21 protein-coding genes and 2 pseudogenes are annotated in these 18,389 nt (G+C 60.1%); 19 read left to right on the plus strand and 4 right to left on the minus strand.

Going from position 1 to position 18,389, the window contains the following annotated elements; all coding sequences use genetic code 11:
* The first annotated feature begins 47 nt into the window (after nucleotides 1-47).
* The 7 genes and pseudogenes from acnA to ACZ5YD_RS01455 all read left to right on the plus strand — a co-directional run bounded on the left by acnA (nucleotide 48) and on the right by ACZ5YD_RS01455 (nucleotide 6,352).
* Nucleotides 48-2,837 carry an aconitate hydratase AcnA gene (gene acnA, locus ACZ5YD_RS01425; RefSeq protein ID WP_379739819.1) on the plus strand — a complete coding sequence of 930 codons (2,790 nt, stop codon included), beginning with the start codon at nucleotides 48-50 and terminating at the stop codon, nucleotides 2,835-2,837.
* 312 nt (nucleotides 2,838-3,149) lie between these two features.
* Nucleotides 3,150-3,269, plus strand: a pseudogene (locus ACZ5YD_RS01430) (hypothetical protein); the annotation flags it as partial.
* 79 nt (nucleotides 3,270-3,348) lie between these two features.
* Nucleotides 3,349-3,510: a hypothetical protein gene (locus tag ACZ5YD_RS01435; RefSeq protein WP_006825403.1), complete on the plus strand. Its 162-nt coding sequence runs from the start codon at nucleotides 3,349-3,351 to the stop codon at nucleotides 3,508-3,510.
* 32 nt (nucleotides 3,511-3,542) lie between these two features.
* Nucleotides 3,543-4,805, plus strand: a complete 1,263-nt coding sequence (locus ACZ5YD_RS01440; protein ID WP_006825404.1) for an RNA-guided endonuclease InsQ/TnpB family protein — start codon at nucleotides 3,543-3,545, stop codon at nucleotides 4,803-4,805.
* A 217-nt stretch (nucleotides 4,806-5,022) separates the two neighbouring features.
* Nucleotides 5,023-5,514, plus strand: coding sequence for a hypothetical protein (locus ACZ5YD_RS01445; protein WP_379739814.1), 492 nt, complete (start codon nucleotides 5,023-5,025; stop codon nucleotides 5,512-5,514).
* Nucleotides 5,515-5,517: 3 nt separating this feature from the next.
* Nucleotides 5,518-5,883, plus strand: coding sequence for a DUF7568 family protein (locus ACZ5YD_RS01450; RefSeq protein ID WP_379739811.1), 366 nt, complete (start codon nucleotides 5,518-5,520; stop codon nucleotides 5,881-5,883).
* Between the two features lie 73 nt (nucleotides 5,884-5,956).
* On the plus strand, nucleotides 5,957-6,352 hold the full coding sequence (locus tag ACZ5YD_RS01455; RefSeq protein ID WP_379739808.1) for a DUF7567 family protein: 396 nt from the start codon (nucleotides 5,957-5,959) through the stop codon (nucleotides 6,350-6,352).
* A gap of 22 nt (nucleotides 6,353-6,374) precedes the next feature.
* On the opposite strand, the gene ACZ5YD_RS01460 is transcribed toward ACZ5YD_RS01455, so the two are convergent.
* Nucleotides 6,375-7,238: a hypothetical protein gene (locus ACZ5YD_RS01460; RefSeq protein ID WP_379739805.1), complete on the minus strand. Its 864-nt coding sequence runs from the start codon at nucleotides 7,236-7,238 to the stop codon at nucleotides 6,375-6,377.
* Between the two features lie 207 nt (nucleotides 7,239-7,445).
* On the opposite strand from ACZ5YD_RS01460, the gene ACZ5YD_RS01465 reads away from it, so the two are divergent.
* Nucleotides 7,446-8,018 carry a hypothetical protein gene (locus tag ACZ5YD_RS01465; RefSeq protein ID WP_379739802.1) on the plus strand — a complete coding sequence of 191 codons (573 nt, stop codon included), beginning with the start codon at nucleotides 7,446-7,448 and terminating at the stop codon, nucleotides 8,016-8,018.
* Between the two features lie 13 nt (nucleotides 8,019-8,031).
* Here the strand turns inward: ACZ5YD_RS01465 and ACZ5YD_RS01470 are convergent, their stop codons facing one another.
* Complete coding sequence (locus ACZ5YD_RS01470; protein WP_379739799.1) at nucleotides 8,032-9,396, minus strand: restriction endonuclease; 1,365 nt, start codon at nucleotides 9,394-9,396, stop codon at nucleotides 8,032-8,034.
* Between the two features lie 135 nt (nucleotides 9,397-9,531).
* Between ACZ5YD_RS01470 and ACZ5YD_RS01475 the strand changes: the two are divergent.
* The 11 genes and pseudogenes from ACZ5YD_RS01475 to ACZ5YD_RS01525 form a co-directional block, all read left to right on the plus strand.
* A pseudogene (locus tag ACZ5YD_RS01475) lies at nucleotides 9,532-9,693 on the plus strand (DUF6166 domain-containing protein); the annotation flags it as partial.
* Between the two features lie 49 nt (nucleotides 9,694-9,742).
* Nucleotides 9,743-10,021 carry a ribbon-helix-helix domain-containing protein gene (locus tag ACZ5YD_RS01480; protein ID WP_121538244.1) on the plus strand — a complete coding sequence of 93 codons (279 nt, stop codon included), beginning with the start codon at nucleotides 9,743-9,745 and terminating at the stop codon, nucleotides 10,019-10,021.
* Nucleotides 10,014-10,277, plus strand: a complete 264-nt coding sequence (locus ACZ5YD_RS01485) for a type II toxin-antitoxin system RelE family toxin (protein WP_058984726.1) — start codon at nucleotides 10,014-10,016, stop codon at nucleotides 10,275-10,277. The genes ACZ5YD_RS01480 and ACZ5YD_RS01485 overlap by 8 nt, the downstream gene beginning before the upstream one ends.
* Before the next feature lie 127 nt (nucleotides 10,278-10,404).
* Complete coding sequence (locus tag ACZ5YD_RS01490; RefSeq protein WP_379739795.1) at nucleotides 10,405-10,890, plus strand: HNH endonuclease signature motif containing protein; 486 nt, start codon at nucleotides 10,405-10,407, stop codon at nucleotides 10,888-10,890.
* The gene (locus tag ACZ5YD_RS01495) at nucleotides 10,887-11,504 is read left to right on the plus strand and encodes a DUF6166 domain-containing protein (RefSeq protein WP_379739792.1); all 618 of its coding nucleotides are present in this window, start codon (nucleotides 10,887-10,889) and stop codon (nucleotides 11,502-11,504) included. The genes ACZ5YD_RS01490 and ACZ5YD_RS01495 overlap by 4 nt, the downstream gene beginning before the upstream one ends.
* Nucleotides 11,504-11,635 (plus strand): hypothetical protein, encoded by a 132-nt coding sequence (locus tag ACZ5YD_RS01500; protein WP_379739789.1) that lies wholly within the window; start codon nucleotides 11,504-11,506, stop codon nucleotides 11,633-11,635. Before ACZ5YD_RS01495 ends, ACZ5YD_RS01500 begins: the two co-directional genes overlap by 1 nt.
* Nucleotides 11,636-11,751: 116 nt before the next feature.
* Nucleotides 11,752-12,297, plus strand: coding sequence for a hypothetical protein (locus tag ACZ5YD_RS01505; RefSeq protein WP_417447953.1), 546 nt, complete (start codon nucleotides 11,752-11,754; stop codon nucleotides 12,295-12,297).
* On the plus strand, nucleotides 12,294-12,836 hold the full coding sequence (locus ACZ5YD_RS01510; RefSeq protein ID WP_379739784.1) for a hypothetical protein: 543 nt from the start codon (nucleotides 12,294-12,296) through the stop codon (nucleotides 12,834-12,836). The genes ACZ5YD_RS01505 and ACZ5YD_RS01510 overlap by 4 nt, the downstream gene beginning before the upstream one ends.
* 73 nt (nucleotides 12,837-12,909) lie before the next feature.
* Nucleotides 12,910-13,299, plus strand: coding sequence for a DUF7522 family protein (locus ACZ5YD_RS01515; protein WP_379739781.1), 390 nt, complete (start codon nucleotides 12,910-12,912; stop codon nucleotides 13,297-13,299).
* A 341-nt stretch (nucleotides 13,300-13,640) separates the two neighbouring features.
* The gene (locus ACZ5YD_RS01520) at nucleotides 13,641-15,341 is read left to right on the plus strand and encodes a DUF262 domain-containing protein (protein WP_379739778.1); all 1,701 of its coding nucleotides are present in this window, start codon (nucleotides 13,641-13,643) and stop codon (nucleotides 15,339-15,341) included.
* Between the two features lie 68 nt (nucleotides 15,342-15,409).
* Entirely contained in the window at nucleotides 15,410-16,567 is a 1,158-nt protein-coding gene (locus ACZ5YD_RS01525; RefSeq protein ID WP_379739775.1) for a hypothetical protein, read from the plus strand.
* A gap of 87 nt (nucleotides 16,568-16,654) precedes the next feature.
* Here the strand turns inward: ACZ5YD_RS01525 and ACZ5YD_RS01530 are convergent, their stop codons facing one another.
* On the minus strand, nucleotides 16,655-17,626 hold the full coding sequence (locus tag ACZ5YD_RS01530; RefSeq protein ID WP_379739771.1) for a hypothetical protein: 972 nt from the start codon (nucleotides 17,624-17,626) through the stop codon (nucleotides 16,655-16,657).
* A 250-nt stretch (nucleotides 17,627-17,876) separates the two neighbouring features.
* Nucleotides 17,877-18,389 carry a hypothetical protein gene (locus ACZ5YD_RS01535; RefSeq protein ID WP_379739765.1) on the minus strand — a complete coding sequence of 171 codons (513 nt, stop codon included), beginning with the start codon at nucleotides 18,387-18,389 and terminating at the stop codon, nucleotides 17,877-17,879.

The raw sequence follows: 18,389 nt of genomic DNA on the forward strand, positions 1-18,389 counted from the left end.
GAACGGGAACAAGAATAAGGTTACTCCGTTTGAAATCTTCCACAATAATGAACCCTTTCAATGCGATCCGCGAGTTCGAAGCCGATGGAACGACCTACAAAATGGCCGACCTCACCGTCCTCGAAGAGGAAGGCCTCTGTGAACTTGACAAACTCCCGGTCAGTATCCGTGTTATGCTTGAATCCGTCCTCCGTAACGCCGACGGGGAGGACATTACCGAGGACGACATCCGGGCCCTCGCTGGCTGGCAACCGGACGTTCCCGACGCCGACATCCCGTTCCAGCCGTCCCGGGTTATCCTCCAGGACCTCACCGGCGTCCCCGCCGTTGTAGACCTCGCGGCACTCCGATCGGCCGTCGAACGCAAGGACCGCGACCCAACCCTCGTCGAACCCGAAGTCCCCATCGACCTGGTCATCGACCACAGCGTCCAAGTGGACTACTTCGGCAACGAGGACGCCTACGAGAAGAACGTCGAACTCGAATACGAGCGCAACAGCGAACGGTACCGGGCGCTGAAGTGGGCGCAAAACGCCTTCGACGACTTCAGTGTCGTGCCGCCAGGGACGGGTATCGTCCACCAGGTGAATCTGGAGTATCTCGGGCAAGTCGTCCACGAACGCGAGCAGAACGGCGAGAACTGGCTGTTCCCAGACACCCTCGTCGGGACCGACAGCCACACGCCGATGATTGGTGGCATCGGCGTCGTCGGCTGGGGCGTCGGCGGTATTGAAGCCGAAGCCGCGATGCTCGGCCAGCCCATCACGATGAACCTCCCCGAGGTTGTCGGCGTGAAACTCACAGGTGAACTCCCCGAGGGTGCGACGGCGACTGACCTCGTACTGCACGTCACCGAACTGCTGCGGGATGTCGGTGTTGTCGATCGATTCGTTGAGTTCTATGGGCCCGCCGTGGAGACGCTGACTGTTCCTGATCGGGCGACAATCGCGAATATGGCGCCCGAGCAGGGCTCGACCATCAGCATGTTCCCCGTCGACGAGGCCACCTTGGACTACCTCGAACTGACGGGCCGCGACGAGGACCACATCGAGCTCGTCCGAAAGTATCTGGACGCCCAGGGGCTGTTCGGTGAGCAGAACCCCGAGTACACCGAGACGGTCGAACTGGACCTCTCGACCGTGACGCCGAGTCTCGCCGGCCCCAAGAAACCCCAGTCCCGCGTCGAGATGGGTGACATGCGAACCCACTTCCGGGAATTACTCCACGGCGAGTTCGAGGACGAACTCGACGACGCTGACGAGGAGGCGCTGGCCCGGTGGCTCGGTGAGAGCGACCAATCGATGGGGCAGACCGACGGCGGCAAGGCGGTCGTGGACACCGGTCGAGACCGCCCCGACCTCGACCCTCTCACGAAGCGCGCCTCCGTGAATATCGACGGCAACGACGTCGAAATCGGGCACGGGAGCGTCGTCGTTAGCGCCATCACCAGCTGTACCAACACGTCGAATCCCTCCGTGATGCTGGCAGCCGGGCTCCTGGCGAAAAACGCCGTCGAGCGTGGCCTCGACGTCCCGGACTACGTTAAGACAAGCCTCGCGCCCGGCAGCCGCGTCGTCACCCAGTACCTCGAAGCATCGGGGCTGTTGCCATACCTCGAAGACCTGGGTTACAACGTCGTGGGCTACGGCTGTACGACCTGCATCGGGAACGCAGGGCCGCTCCCGGAGCCGATCGAGACCGCTATCGACGAACACGACCTCTGGACGACGAGCGTACTCTCCGGGAATCGGAACTTCGAGGCGCGCATCCATCCAAAAGTGCGCGCGAACTACCTCGCCAGCCCGCCGCTGGTGGTGGCGTACGGGCTCGCTGGGCGGATGGACATCGATCTGGAGCAGGACCCGCTGGGGTACGACGAGGACGGCAACCCGGTCTATCTGGCGGACCTCTGGCCAGACAGCGACGAGATCCACGAAGCCGTCCACGACTTCGTCGACCCGTCGATGTTCGAGGAGAAGTACGCCGAAGTGTTCGAAGGCGACGAGCGATGGGACGCGCTGGAGGCCCCGACGGGCGAGGTCTACGAGTGGGACGAGGACTCGACATACATCCGGGAGCCGCCGTTCTTCAAAGATTTCCCGCTGGAGAAACCCAGCGTCTCTAACGTCGAGGATGCACGGTGTCTGCTAACGCTGGGTGACACGGTTACGACTGACCACATCAGTCCTGCCGGGCCGTTCGGGACGGATCAGCCGGCCGGCCAGTGGCTGATGGACCACGGTGTCGAGCCCCACGAGTTCAACACGTACGGTGCCCGCCGGGGTAACCACGAGGTGATGATGCGAGGCACGTTCGCCAACGTCCGCATCGAGAATCAGATGCTCGACGACGTCGAGGGCGGGTACACCATCCACCATCCGACTGGTGAGCAGACGACCGTGTTCGAGGCCAGCCAGCGGTACCGCGAGGAGGGAACTCCACTCGTCGTGATGGCGGGCGAGGAGTTCGGGACTGGGTCGAGCCGTGACTGGGCGGCGAAGGGGACCGACCTTCTCGGTGTTCGTGCGACCATCGCGGAAAGCTACGAGCGCATCTATCGGGACAATCTCGTCGGAATGGGTGTGTTGCCGTTGCAGTTCCAGGACGGTGACTCCTGGGAGGCGCTTGGATTGGACGGGTCAGAGGTCTACACGATCTACGGGTTGGACGACGAGTTGGAGCCGATGGCCGAGTTGACGGTGACTGCGGAGCGGTCGGACGGGTCGTCGGTTGAGTTCCCGGTGACGGCCCAGGTGGGCACACCTGCCGGGGTGCGATACATCGAACACGGCGGCATCCTACACTACGTCCTTCGACAGCTGCTAACCGAATCGTGACGCTTTCAAAGTGTCTCCTCGACCAGTAAGATCGCGAATTTCCGATTCCGTCGCTCGGAATTAGCGTAGCCCTCTGAAACGGCACATCGTGTTTTGTGCGTGAATACATCTCAAGAGTGTTTCCAGTTCAATCAACGGTAAAATGACCATCGTAGCTTTCACACCCGATGCCGTAGCGATCACCGTCGAGTGGGCGAACAATATCCTGTGATCGAGTGAGGCCAGAGTTGTTTATTCCGCGCCGGCGATGGGTGCCGGCGCAGCTGGAGCGAGCAACGATTCCCGGTGCGTCGGCGTTTCGAGGTGTTCGAGATGCATATGGTGATTTACGCACTGGTAGAGGCATCGACGCACGACGACGCGCTGGCCACCGGAAAGTCGGTGTTCGACCGCTTGGTCGGCGCGGACCCACACGCCGGCGCCGTCTTCGAACGAAGTCACCGTAACTCTCAGAGCCAGACGGCGTCGCCAACATTCAAATACGAAACCGGGGATACCCGGGAGCGCATCGATGGGCGATAACGATCTCAAAGCCGTCGAGGACGACCGTGAGGGACTTCAGAGTCTGTTGGTCGAACAAGCACAGGCAGGCGTTCCAGAGCAAGTCCTCGTCGGGCTTCTCCGAGAACAGGCCGCCGAGATCGAACGGTTCGGCTACATTCCGCGCCGATGAGAGCGACCCGACCAGCAGGAAATAAGCAAGCGATGAAACGGATCAATACTTTCGAGGTGCGTCCCCGCTCGGAGTCGGATGAGGCCCTCCTACAAGACGTCATGGACGCGACGGCGAGCTTCTGGAACGAGCTGAACTATGCCCGCCGCCAGCGGTTCTTCGATGACGAGAACATCTGGGAGACCAATGAGTTTCGCGGACAGTACAAAGGCCAACTCGGCGCTGCCGGCGTCCAGACGGTGACACGAAAGAACAACGCCGCCTGGAAGTCGTTTTTCGCGCTATTGGAAAGCGGTGAAGACGCGTCCCCACCGGGCTACTGGGGGAATCAAGAGGACGGGCGAGATCTCCGGCTGTTCGTTCGGAACGATTCGTACGAGATCGAGTGGGGCGACTACTCCCGGGTCGAAATTCCGGTCGGCCAGGATCTCAAAGAGAAGTATGGACTGGGGTACTACGAACGGCTCCGACTGGAGGTGCGTGGCGATCCGAAGTGGTCCGGCGAACAGGGGCGACTGGAAATTCAATACGACGAGGTTGAAGGCACCTATCGAGCATATCAACCAGTCTCAGTCGACGACTCGGAACTGGATTCACCACTGGCTTCGGAAGAAGCCGCCCTCGATTTAGGTGCCAACAATCTCGTTGCCTGTACGACCACGACAGGGGAACGGTACCTCTACGACGGTGAGGAGCTGTTCGAGCAGTTCCGTTCGACAACCGAAGAGATCGCGCGCCTGTCGTCCAAGCTGCCGCCAGAGCGGGACACGAGCCAACGAATCCGCCGGCTCTACCGCAAACGCTCCCGCCGGCGGACCCATGCCCAGAAGGCCCTCATCCGTGACCTTGTTGAACGATTACACGACGAGGGGATCGCAACGGTGTACATTGGCGACCTCACCGGCGTCATCGAAATCCAACCATCCCCTGAAATCAACGAGAAGCTGGAGAACTTTTGGGCGTTCAAGCAGTTCGTCGATCAGCTGCGGTCCGTCTGTGAGGAGTATGGAATCGAGGTAGCGGAGAAGACCGAGGCATGGACGAGTCAGACGTGTCCGGAATGCGGGGAGCAAGCCGAGACAGTTCGACATCGAGAGACCCTGACCTGCCCCTGCGGGTTCGAGGGACACGCCGATCTCACAGCCGCAGAGACGTTCCTGCGGCGGATCACCGAGCAGCAAGTCAGGCCGATGGCGCGGCCCGTGCGGTTCCAGTGGGACAACCACGAGTGGCGTTCGACCACAGACGCCCCCGAGATCGGGACAAATCCCAACGAACAGCGCACAAACCCGTAAGTCACTCCCGTGGAACGCCGTATCCAGCGTGGAGGAACCTCGTTTCGAGGTGGACGTCAATATGTGACGTTTGACGAGCTGAGCAGTAAAAGACGATTTCTCTATGAAGTTGAGCTGTACTAAGAGTACCAGTCAGGATTTGTTTGTTCGCGCCGGTGAGAGAGCGGCGCGCGTTGGGTCAAGTAGCGGTTAGCCCACGGGCGCTGAGGTGGTTTAGATGCATTTGGTCATTTACGCCCTCGTAGAGGCATCGACAGAAGACGAAGCATTGGCTGCAGGGAAGTCAGTATTCAGGCAGTTGGTCGGCGCTGAGCCCCAATCCGGTGCTGTATTTGATTACTTTGTCGCCTTCGACGAGGAGGACACGAGGGTCGCTGGCTCGGCCCGATGGGGGGAGTTGCCGACGGCAGCCCCCGTCGACTCCGATGACGGCGAAGACCTGCTCGAGCGTGGCTGGGAGGCGACGAAAGAGGAATTCGAGCGTAATCTCGACCGGGTGAAAGAGGCCATCGAGGAGCTCTCCGACGAGGAGATCATGCGCGACGAGGACCTCGCCCGGCACGCCTTCCACAAGGTTGGTGCGTACGACGGCCCGACGATCTTCCTGTACACCGAACACGGAACCGGCATTCGCCACCGTGGACAACTGGATCGACTCCTCGAGGAGAGTGAAGAGCTCTGGATCGTACCCGCTGACGTCCACTTCTGAATAATGCCTCCCATCACCAACTGGCGACGCGAGAGCCGCTCGCCGACACTCGCGTATCGGAACACCGAGACCGGTGCGCGAGCCGTCCTGCATCGAACGCCGGATTCCTACCGGTACACGTGGCGCGGGGTGATTCTCGTCGACGGCTACCCCGTCTGGTCGCGAGGATACGAGACGAAGGATGCGAAGTCGTTCCGTGACGAACTCCGGGAGCGGCCCACCCCGGAACTCAGCTGTCCGGAGTGTCCGAACGACGACGTTCGCGTCGGCGAGAAGGCAGCAGACGGGGCGAAAATCCAGCGATGGTACGACTGCCCCGACTGTGGGTACGAAGCCCCCTCACGCATCGTCTACGGCGCCGAACGGTGAGTGAGTGAGCGGTGGGCGCTGTTTTTCGGCCGGGCACGAGGTGGTGGCCCGGTACGACCGGGTGAGTCAACCAATGAGTCTCGAAGTACTTGACCGACACAGCGAGGCACTGTTCGAGTTCCTCTGGTGTCCCGTCTGCGGGCAGGAGGTCTTCACTCACATCCCGTTCGAGGGGGTGTTCTGCAAGAACTGCAACACCCAGGTCGAACTCCAAGAATCCCGCGAGACGCGCGGCTACGAGGAGGCCGTGCTCGCCTGCTTCGATTCTACCACGACCTGGAACCTCCACGTCGACGAAAAACTGCGCCGCGACCTGCCTGATGGGTCGGCGCGCGTGAAGATCCTCGGCGCACCGGGCGCCTACGAGGTCGACTGGTGGAGTCCGGAGCCAGGTGAGGACTGGGAGCCTGTCGAGCGCGGCGAGTTCGACGACGTCGAAGAACCATCAGAGGTGTCGCACCTAGCGTAGAGCACGCGTTAGGGCGGTGAATTTACGCCCGACACACGTCGCAGGACCCGCATCCACGAGGGGTTCGCTCGTCGAAGTAGAGACGGCGCCATCGAGCAAACTGATCCGCATACGTGTCCTTGCTGTACGGGAATTGGTACAGATTGGCCCCGTCCGGCAGGTCTGTGATTTCGGGCGCGTCTACGCCGGGGAATCCGTTACGAAACACGAGATCTTCTGTTTTGGACACCAGCTCAGGAGCAACTGTGGATGGGTCCGAGGCCTTCAAGAAGTAGAGTGATGGGATGAACTCTTTCGGGTCGAAGAATCCGTTGGCGTGCAGAATCCACCCACAGAGCCACAGATACGCCTTCTCACTGGAGAAGAAGACTCCGTAGTGGTTGTCCGATTGCCGGCGTTTATACACGAATACGGGGAGGCCATAGCTGAAGCCGACCCGCGTTGGTTCTGCGTGGATATAGCAGTCCTCACGGTCGATATAGTGGACCAGTGGAGTTTGACACAGCTTGCCCGGGTGCTCACCAGTACCGATCTGCTCCCACAGCTCCGAAACGGAGGCCACGTCCGCGCTCTCGTCCTCGAGAGTCGTATCATCAATTGCACGATGGACGGGCGCAGCAGACTGAATCTCCTCGGGGAGATCGTCGCTGGACAGCTTCGCTGTCTCTCGGTCAGGGAGTGTCCGATAGAAGTGTTTATAGAAGCCCTCACGACGCCGCTTATCGGCGAGCGTTTCGCACCGGGCGCAGTCCTCGATGAACATCGCTGGCACCACCCGGTCTGGATTCTCGGCGGCCTCCTCGTACAGACTACGCTGCCGTTCGGCCCGCCTGGCAATCTCATCCGGATCGGGGAGTGGTGAGCCCCTCTCAGACTCCGATGACATACGCATACCTTTGGGCTGGAACAGCATCAGTTTCCGAGCAAGGACCCCACCCGACTGCCATCTTGCGAATTTCGGAATCCGTTTTTAACCGGGTTTAAGTTTCTCAGTTTCAGCCATTCGTCGAGATCCCAGAAACCCCACTCGATTCAGGAGAGGTTGTTTCTGCGCCGGCGATGGGTGCCGGCGCACACGCGCCGGCGGTGATCGATGTCGACACGAAGTCAACTCCGATTCATCCAACGGAGCGAGACCGCAGGCGAACAGTCCGATACCGACCGCATCGCACAAATCTACCGACACTCGGACGGGTATCCCGATAGCGTCCTCCGTGACCTTAATCAGCTGAAGCAGCTGCTCGACGAGACACGAACAGAGCGCGGGCCTGCGTACGCCGCTGCCCAGTTCCTGTTCCTCGACACACTCTCGACGATGACCCTCTACGTGGACGAAGGGCGTGATCGGAGCATCCACGCTGACCAACCCTCGGATCTCCTCGATCCGGACAATATGGAGCACCTCAACCAGCCGATGTTTCTGCTCGGACACGGCGTCGAGAATCCGGCCGACGGCATCCACGGCGACGAAGAGTACCTCTACGTCGTTGAACTCCCGACCCGGAACCCATTCGAGGAGCCGTCCGAGTGGACGGTCAAGGTGAGTGGTCATTCCGCGTTCCCCCGGTGGGATGGTCCGACCGAGGACGCCTTCGAGCGGGCCAGCTGGCAGTTCCACGGCCCGCTTGAGCACGCGCTCGAAGAGCTGGTCGCTGAGCCGGCGTGAACGCTTAGCCCGCTCAGATGATGCCGCCGATGACGAGTAGTCCGACGACGACCAGCAGCGTCGCGACAACGCTTCCCCCGGCCAGCCACTTGTTTTCCATCACCTTCTCATGGATCGGCATCGCGGCGTACTCCTCGCGGAACGCTTCGAGGTTCTCCTCGTCGTAGAAGTACTTCGTCTTCAGCGCGAACCGTTCCGTCACGGGACAGCCCGTACAGACCGGTTCGCCTTCCAGCCGCTCCGTTTTGGTGTGGCTGGAGCAGGCGATGGCCCCGCAGTTCGGACAGTAGGTGTACGTCTCGTCGCCGCCGCTCGTGTCACAATAAACGCAGCGGTGGATGCCGTCCTCGGCTGTCACTCTTGACGGGCCTGCCGCGTAGTACTCGTAGGGGTAGGTGTACTCCTGGATGTCGGTGGTGTGCCGAACTTCGGGGAGGTACACCGGCTCAATCGACTGGACGGAGATGTCCGAGCGGTTCGGCTCGCAAGTCTTGTTGTACGTGACGTTGTTGTCGCCGGTGTAGGTCACCGTCGTTGTGTGGTGCTCCTGGAGCCGCTCGACGGCCCAGTCCTTGTACTCCGTCTGGGTCTGCCCGAACCGGCGCTCCTCGACGTCGTCGAACACCTCTCCGAACTGCGCGGTGTCGAGGTCGACCGTCGCGTGGAGGTTCTCGGTGACCAGCGTCCCGACGTCCTCATCGACGACCTGCGGCTGCCCGCGTTCGGCGTGGGCAACGAATCGCGTCCGGTCGTTGATCCGGTGGATGACGCCCACCGACGTCTCGAAGACGGCGTTCGTGTCCGCGGTGACAGCGACCACCGGGCGGAACGTCACCGATGAGTGTGGGTCTGAGAGGTCGGCGGCTTCGATGTTCTCGATGTCGCGGAATGCCTCCGCGACGGCGGCGTCGACGTCGGCGGCCGGATCGTACGGGCGCAGGGTCTCGTCGCAGAGAATCTCGATGCGACCGTTGTAGAGGTCGAGGCCGATCTCGTCGGCGATCTCTCGGAGGTCCTCGCCGTCGAGCAACTCGATTGGGTGCGGGTCGTCGTTCTGCTGGAGGCGATCGGCGTACTCCTGAGCGGGATTCGTGAACCGGCCGGTCGTGACGACCATTCCGCGTTTGGGGCCGTCGAAATCGAATGTCGCGATGGCGGAGTGGAGCTTCTGGACGACCGGCCGCCCGACCGTCCCCGTGTGCTTGCACTCGACGATGATCGCGCGCCGCGTGCCGTCGACGACCTCCTCCATAATGACGTCGCGACCCTCGTCAGCCGTGCGGTCGGCCTGGCGGACGTTCTCGTAGCCGAGGTTCCGGAACACGTCCTCCATCACGTCCTCGAACTCGAACCCCGAGAGATCGTCCAGTACAGCCATCCTCAATTATGTGGACAGTACGTTGCAACTGCCAAATACGTTGCCGAACGCAGCGCCGTCCTGTTTGTTGAACCCCTGAGAGGGGTGCGGGGGTCACCGAACCGCCCGCGAGCAACGATGAACGGGAATGTACCTATGGCCAGTTCGGAATCGGTTCCAGTCGCATCGCCAGGTCAGGCTCACCGAGACGCAGTCGAATACGTCGGCTTCCGCGTCGACGGCCAAGCCGTCGTCCTGAACCTCTCGGAGCATCGTCGACTCTCCCTCGAGCGCAGTCTGGACCTCGTCAATCACAGTCTGCGTATCCAACCGAAGCTACTTACGTGATACAGGCGTATCACAGCATATGAGCACTGACAGCGACGCCGGCGGCGACGGTGAAATGGAGAAAATCAACGTCCGGGTGCCACAGTCGCTGCTGGCACAGGTCGACGACGTCTGGGAGGAGCGTGGCTACGCGAACAAATCCGAGTTCATCCGCGACGCGCTTCGGGACGCTGTCAACCCGCCAACGCAGCTGTCCGAGGAAGCGCTGGAGCATCTGGCCGAGAGCCGCGAGCAGCGGGAGCAGGGCGAGACGGTGTCGCAGGACGACGTGAAGGACCGGCTAGGCATCGATGACTGAGGTCGAGTGGACACCGAAAGCACTCGATTTGCTAGAGGGACTCGAATCGGAAGCGCAAGAGCGGTTGGTGAAGAAACTCGACGAGGCGAAAGACTGGACCTCCCACCGACTCGAAAAGCTCACCGGCTACCCGTACTACAAGCTTCGTGCCGGTGACTACCGTGCGATCATCACGTGGGACCGAGACGAGGATGTCCTCATCGTCGAGGCGGTCGGGCATCGGCGGAATATCTACGACCGTCACCTCCCACCGTAACTCACGCTGTCTGCAGACCTGCTCGGGTCGGTGACGAACTGGATCTGAGATTCAAGTACGATTCCGCTCGGTAGTGTTTATTGCCCCCGAGAGGGGCGCGGGGGAAGCCACTCCCCGTTACCGAGCCATGACCGATTCAGAGTACCCCTGGCGAGACGAATCGCTCCTCTACGAACTCTACTGGGAACAGGAGCTGAGTACGAACGAGATCGCAGATAAGCTCGACTGTACGCAACCGACGGTGCATAAGTGGATGCAGAAGTTCGACATTCCTCGTCGAGACGCACGTGAGGCGGCCCCGAACCGTCGACGGCATCCCGCCGTGTTCACCGACCGTGGTTACGTCATCTGTGCCACAAACTATCGTGGGACGACAGACTCGGTCGGTATCCACCGACTCGTAATGGTGGCAGAGCGCGGGTTCGACGCCGTCGCGGACAAGCACGTTCATCATAAGAATGGTGTCAGGTGGGACAACAGACCAGAAAACCTCGAACTCCTCAGTCGCACCGAACACGCCGAACGACACGGCTTCGGGTCCGAGATTAAACCAACAGACCACGAGTGGGACGTGTCCAATCGCGAGCGGGACGAACGGGGGCGATTCAAATGACGACGGCGTACGTCGGCCGACGTCGACGTGGAGATCTGGTTGTCACTCGTCGTCCCGAGGACACAGAGCTCACACCCGACCGCAGTCTCGATCTCGTCAACCACAGTCCCAGCGGCTTCGAGGTCGGGTATCGAGGCAGCGGGCCCGCCCAGCTCGCGTGCGCGCTCCTTCTCGACTACTACGACGATGAGCAGTTCGCTCGTGAGCACTACATCGCGTTCCGGAATCAAGTGGTCTCGCAGCTGGAGTGCGACGGTGCAGCGGCGTGCTGGCACCTCACCGACGAGGAGATCGACGCCGCGATGGCGGCAATCACCGACGACGTCGTCGCACTCCCCGACGGCGGACGGCCGTCGCCGACGCTCCCCGAGAACTGGCGAGCCGTCTCTCGCCCGGATCGGCGGGTCTTCCAGCGCGCTGATCGCGACCACTACATCGTACTCGGGGATGGAAGCGACGAGTGGCTGGTCGTTCTCTGCAGCCAGGGCGACCGTGCATATCCTGCCCCGCTCGTACATCGGACGGTTGCCGAGGATGCTGACGTAGAACGGGTAATCCGGGAACTCGCCGAAGAGAGCAACGACCTCATCGAACCCCCGGAGGGGAGGCACTGATGGAGACGCTTCGACTGGCGCGAGCCACCCACCGGCTCCTCGAACGTGGTGTCGAGGCGCTCGAGAAAATCGGGCGCGAACTGGAGCGATACAACGACCGACAGGAGCGCATCGACGACACCGACTCGTGACCCAAACACACTCTCTAGACCAAATACGGAGTACCGGCTTCCAGTATACGCCTACCCCCGAGGGGTGTTCGTGTCCCATCCATCGGGAAGGCCAGCCGGTCACGGCGCCGCTCGGTTTGCGGTTCGCAGAGCGCGTCCATATCGAATCGATCCCGCGCCACGTCGGCGGCGCGATCTACGAAGCACATCACTCCTATATGGACGATGTCCCCCGGACGAATCTCGTCCATCACGGACTCTGTTACCAGGACCAGCTACTAGGTGCGATTACGTGGCGCTATCCGCTGATTCGCTCGCTGGAGTACGACGGGACGCGATACGAGGGCGACGAGATCGTCGAGGCGGCACGGATTTGCATCGGCGTCGATTTCCCCAATCTCGCCTCTGCCGCCCTCGCCCGGTCGATGGAGCGGTTCGTGCGTCGGCACGGCCGGCGACGAGGCGTTCGGCTCCTGCTGACGTTCGTGCGGGCCGACTTCGACGGCTCGATGATCAAAGCGCTCAGAGACAAGGGCTGGCACTGTGCCGGTAAAACAGACCCCAGCCAAGCGGGAAATCGCCCCGATAAGCAGATCCGAGAGCAGCCGAAGTGGCGGTTTCTCTGCGAAGTCCCAACTAAGTCCAACCGGGAACAGGCCTCCCTCGGGAGGTGGTCCCCGTGACCACGAATGCCAGTCTCGATGAATTCGTAGCGGAGGCTGATTCGGAGAGCCGGACAGATGACGACCCATCGGTCGTCGACCAGCTGTTGAAACCGGTATCGCCGTCGCTCGGACTGCAGCTCGTCCCCGGCAGGGGTGACCCAATATACCTCCAAAACAGGGGGACCGAACGCTACCTGTTCCGAGATGACCACGAGCGATGGTTCATCCTCCAGCCCTCAGCCAAGAAATCGGTCGACGACTTCGTTCGCTGGGTGTATCTCCCCGAGGAGAAGCCCGCCGAGGTCGCCCGAACAGCGATGGGCCAACGGACGGTTATCGGCTACAAGTACGTCACGCGGAGCGAAGCTCCCGAGCCGGTAGCGACGACGGTGACAGCGATGTTCGTCAGCGAGCCCTGGCCCGATGCCAATTACGTGTGTGGATCCTGTTGTAGAGAGTTCGACTCACCGCAAAGCCACGCCCGGCATTGCTGGAACGCACATCCCTGGGTTCCAAATCCCGAACAGGTCCGTCGTCAGCGGAGTACTGACCCCTAGAAGTCGAGCATTTGAAATATTACGCCGGGTTCTTTGCCGTACACATATAGTGAAAGAGACGAGAGATGGTAATATGGCGACAAGGATGGCCACTCGTCTCGAGAACTTTTTCGAGCAACGAACGGATGGACACCTTCGTAGTATCGTGAAATACGAGGAGAATTCCTACGAGATCGTCTATCTAAGGGATGATGTCGCTGAGAAATATACTACCGGGGAGATTGAATCTGCAATCGACGATTCTCGGATGGAATCATTAACTGCTCCAATCTATGAAGACACCTATTCGGGAGACCACGGAAAGCTCACCTGCTTGGTGCAGTGCTTCGAGAACGTTATTGAGATGAACTTCGTCCTTGAGGATGGTGTTGGGGCCGCCGTCGCTCTTGATGCTAAAGCGATGGCTGATGCCCACGGACTGGTAGCTGAGGCAAGGCGAATCGTCCTCGAAGAACGGGAGTAGTCGCTGACAACAGGCCATCCAACTGCCTTTTGCGAAGTTCGTTGCATCCATCAGCGAAGAAGTCGATTACCACCTATTCCCGGGTCCGAGGGGTGATGTCAGTTAATGAGGTGGTGTTTTCGCGTTCGGGAAGGGCGCCCAAGGCCCGAGACGATGCAATCGCGAATCGGTGGGCGTTGTTGCTTCAGGTGATCGAAACGGCAGATCAAGAATGCATATATTCAGCCTCCGAGCCGTAGACCTCTACAGAGGACTGAATCACGGCGGTGTAGGACGATTCTATCCGGTGACTTCCCTTATGTTTATGAGATTCGCATTAGGTGGTTATCATAGATTCACGAATGGACGCCGAAGATCAATTTCTCCAGAACGTATTTGCGGGCGAGAAGCAGTTTGTCATACCAGTATTCCAACGGAACTATTCGTGGGGACAAGAGGAATTAGAAGCTCTCTGGTCTGATATCCAGAACCTCTTAGAAGCAGATTCAATCTCGGAAGAACACTTCATCGGAACCTTCGTCGTTATGCCCGGCAACCACCGACCCGGGACAGTTCCCGAATATCTCGTGATTGACGGACAGCAGCGCCTCATTTCGCTCACGTTGTTTTTGAGCGCCATTCGCGACTACGCAGCGGAAGTTGGAGGCGAACAGTACACGAACTTCGCTGAGGAGATCAACAAGAAGTATCTTATCGACGAGTTCAAAGACGGGGTAGAAAAATTCAAGGTCGTCTCCCGCGCTGAGGACCGAGATGCCCTCTTCGCAATCGTTGAACAGGAGTCTGTGGATGGGGATTTGGCGGATACTTCAATCTATAACAGCTACGAGTTCCTCTATGAACGGATTGACGACCTCAACGGCAACGACGAACTACAAACTTTAGATCGGCTCAAACAAATCATCATCCAGCAACTTCCACTGGTGATGATTACGACGTCTGAAGATGAGAATCCCTATGCGATTTTTGAGACGTTAAACGAGCGTGGACTCCAGCTTGAGGAATCGGATCTTATCCGGAATCACGTCTTTATGCAGCTGTCTCTGACCGAACAGGACCAGTTCAACGACGATCACTGGATGCCGTTCGAGCAAAAATTCGAAGAAACAGACCGTCATGCCGGGGTCGATCTCACCGAGTTCTATCGGGATTACATGATGCGAAACGGTGAATACGTCCAGAAGAATGAGATCTATCATCAGTTCAAGCAACGAACGGCAGACCTGACTCCCCACGAATTGGTTGACAAACTATCGTACTATGCCGATCTGTACCTCTGGATCCATCGGCCTGGAACAGCTCCCCGTGAGGAGCTGACGGATGCGCTAGAACGCATCCAGTATCTGGAAATCGGGACTGCCCACCAATTGATCCTGAATTTGCTTGACCGATGGAACTCCGATGATCTCAGCCTCGACGCGCTCCTCGACATCCTTCACGGATTAGAGAGCTTCGTGCTCCGTCGATTCATCTGCGGTCGTAGTACCCGAGGGTACTATCGGACGTTCCCAATTGCGGCCCGCTCAATCGAAGATGGCAACGAGAAAGAATCGCTGTTCGCCTATCTGGAGAGTCAAGGGTGGCCTGATGACGCAGAACTCTTCGATAATATCAATCGCTTCGATATGTACAACCGGGATAAGAAGAAAACGTGGCTTATTCTCTGGACGCTCGAAGAGCAGTTCGGCCATCAAGAGCCAGTACAGTACGATGAATTAACGATAGAGCATGTGATGCCCCAGACCATCGATGATAACGAGTGGGGTGACGAATGGAAGGATATGCTCGGCGAAGAGTGGGAGCGTATTCATGACCAGTGGTTACACGCACTAGGTAACTTGACTCTCAGCGGGTACAATCCCGAGCTCTCAAATCGGCCGTTCGCGGAGAAGCGAGAACTGCTTATGGAAAGCCACGTCGAACTGAACAGCTATTTCGAGGATTTGGAACGCTGGACTGAGGACAATATCAGGGAACGTAATCAAGATCTCGCCGAGCGCGTCGCCTCAATCTGGACAACTCCAGATATCGACGATACGTAGCGTCTGTTTTGCGCCTGCGATGGGTGCAGGCGCGGTTCGGAACGCATTGCGCCTGTGGAATGGAATCCATGAAAGACCCAGAGACAGCTACGGTCTTCGCAGGCCTCGATGGGCGAACCGACACCGAACTACCCGACTGGTACGCCGAGCAACACGGTGGTCCCGAACCGATCAGCTTCAGTGCGGCGATTCGAAACCTCCCGCAGGCAGTGGATACAGCAGTCGCGTATCGCAACCCGTACAGCGACGAATGGGTCGAAACGGAGCGATTCAACGCCATCGTCGAGCCGTCACGGTTGCAAGCAGAAGCGGATGGGGACACCGAGGCGGAGTCGCTATTTCACATCCCGACTGACTCGTACTCGATCATCAACCCGGTCGACGTCTACGGGCCGCTAGAGGAGGTCCTCCGGGAGGAGACCATCGACGGGACGCCGCTGGGCGAGGTGATGTTCGGCGAGATCCGGCGCTACCGGGGCGGCGGCGAGGTCCATATGGACATAATGTTCGACGGCCTCGAGGTGCGCCTCCCCGGCCGATCGGACCCGATCACGATGGGCGTCACGTCGGGCTACGACTTCTTCGGCGAGCACGCCGTCTACGTGGAAGGATTCGCCCAGGATGGGTACTGTTCGAATACGATGCGGTCGCTCACCGACAAGGAGGTTATCAAGCACGTCGGCGACGTACGGAACTTCCGCACCTGGTGGGAGGAACTCCTCGCACAGGTCGAACTCGTCGCCGACGACCTCCTCGAGTTCATCCGTGACGCCAAGAACATCGAACTCGACTTCTCGGACCTGCCGTTCACCGTCACGGAGTTCTACAGTTTGCTGGGCTTCGCGGACTACCTAGCCGAGCGTGCCGCGAGCGATGCGAAGGCCAATGCGGCCACCCCCGTCGAGATCGACATGTGGACGCTACATTCCGGCGCGACGTACGCGCTGACCCACTTCTTCCAGGGCAAGGAAGGCGCGTCGCTGGACGGCTACGTCCGCACGGCCAACGACATCCTGTTCAACCCGGAGGGCACCATCGAGCGCGTCGAGCGAGCCTACGAGGAGCAGCTGGAGCCAGACGGCGACGACGGGTCGCAGGCGTCGCTCGCCGGCGAGCGGGCGCTCGCGAGCATCGAGCGCGTCAGCGACGATCTACAGGAGAAGGTCGACCAGTTCGAGGAGCGTGAGGACGCGCTGCGTGAGCGGTTCCAAGAGGCGATGAGCTGAAATCCGACTGAAACGTCTCTCAAGGGGAATTCGAGCGGACCTATCAAAATAAAATAATTTTGAACCTTATCGAGATGCCGTTGCAGTTCATATGTGGCACACATCCGATTCAGCAAGTCGGGCCGCAAACCGTGATGCACTCCAGACGAGGAGGATGACGGCAGCTGCAAAAAAGAGCGCGCCGAGCGGTGATGCCGGATCGATGAACGCCCAGTAGAGTGGGCTCGCCGAGACGCCGAAGAACACGCTCGCGACCGCATACACCGCAGGCCCACAGCAGCAACAGGCCGTCGCGCCCGTCGTTGCGAGGCCACCGAGGATCCCGCCTGACGACGACAGTTCCAGGCTCCGTTGCCAGACCGCCGTCATCAACGAGACAGTCAGTCCAATGAGTCCGACCAGCGTGCCGATGAGCAATGCAGTGCCGACTGACATCGCCCCTGCGAGCGGGATTGACGGAAGATAGAATTCGACAGCAGGCCAGACAACCAGCGGATTCGCAAAGCTCGCCGTCGTAACGAACGCGGTTGTCGGGCCGTTTACCCCCTGTTCCGGGTTCACGGTGAACAGTCCCGCGGAGAACAGGAAGAACACGCCGAACATCGTTGCGACGAGACCGCCCACGCGTCCAGCGAGCCGATCAACGGCATCGCTCCGAATCACGGGCCACACATCTACCCACAGGATGTAGCCAACGAGAAGCGGGACGACGACCACGAGCAGGTAGCCGAGCGGGTTCCGATATCCGCTGTTCGGCATCAGGGCTGGATACCCTATCCAAATCCCGAGTGCCAGTCCGAGCGCACTGTATTCGGGACGAGTTGGCCATCGCCAGACACCGAGCAACAGGCTCCCCGTCGTGAGCAACGCAGTCATACCCACGGCGAATGGCGGATACCACCCGTGGAGCGTCGGAGTCGTCCCGACGGGTTCGATCTGGATCTGGATGATCGCAATCGTCCCAATGAGCGCCACGCCAAGCCCGATCAACACCCCGCTGAGCGTCCGTTTCGGACGGGTACTCCACGCCCGCTGTCCGAGAAACGCACTGCCCCCCATGACCACGCCCCCACCCAGGATCAGCACCAGAAACGCCCAGTGTGGGGTACCGGCGTGGGTACTGCCGCTATGGGCGGCTACAGGTTGCACGAACAGGAGTGCGCCGGCGAGGGCCAGCCCCCGAATCAGGAGACGGTGACCCATCCGCCGTGCTGTCCGCTCATCATCGCTCCCCGGACGGTCAGTCTGCTGTCGTGGACTCATTGATACAGGGTGACTAGGGTGTCATCTGTCTGGAAGCCGAATCCACTCATGCGGCACATCGTGTTACCCCCTTTGCGTTCTGAAGGACAGCATACACCAGCAGGAGCGTCGCCACACTCAATATCTCGAGTTCGTAGGTGGCGATGAACCCCTGGACCGCTCCACTGACGCCGAAGACACCGGGGAACACACCGACGAACATCGCTGCAACCGTCGGAAGGAGCGGTGAACAACAAAGGATCGGGGGCAAGACGCTGCCGAAGAACCCGGACGTCGTCGCAGTCGTGGACGTCGACGCCCCGAGCCGGAGACTGTAGGCCGTGAACGCGACGATGACGGCCACCAGTCCCGCCATCACGAGTGCAAAGCCCGCGAGGGCTGGCGTGAGGTAGCGAAGAGAGACCATCCCGACCTGGCCGCCCGTATACGTGGCCGGGAGCGTGAACGTGTAGAAGACGGCCGCCAGGAGAAACGTCGCGACGGCGAGTCCCGCGTACGTCCGCCGGGCGAAGACGAGGCCGCTGGCGGTCCGGAGCGTGTTGAGATGCGTCCTGAGCAT

The organism is Halopenitus salinus (assembly GCF_055397165.1).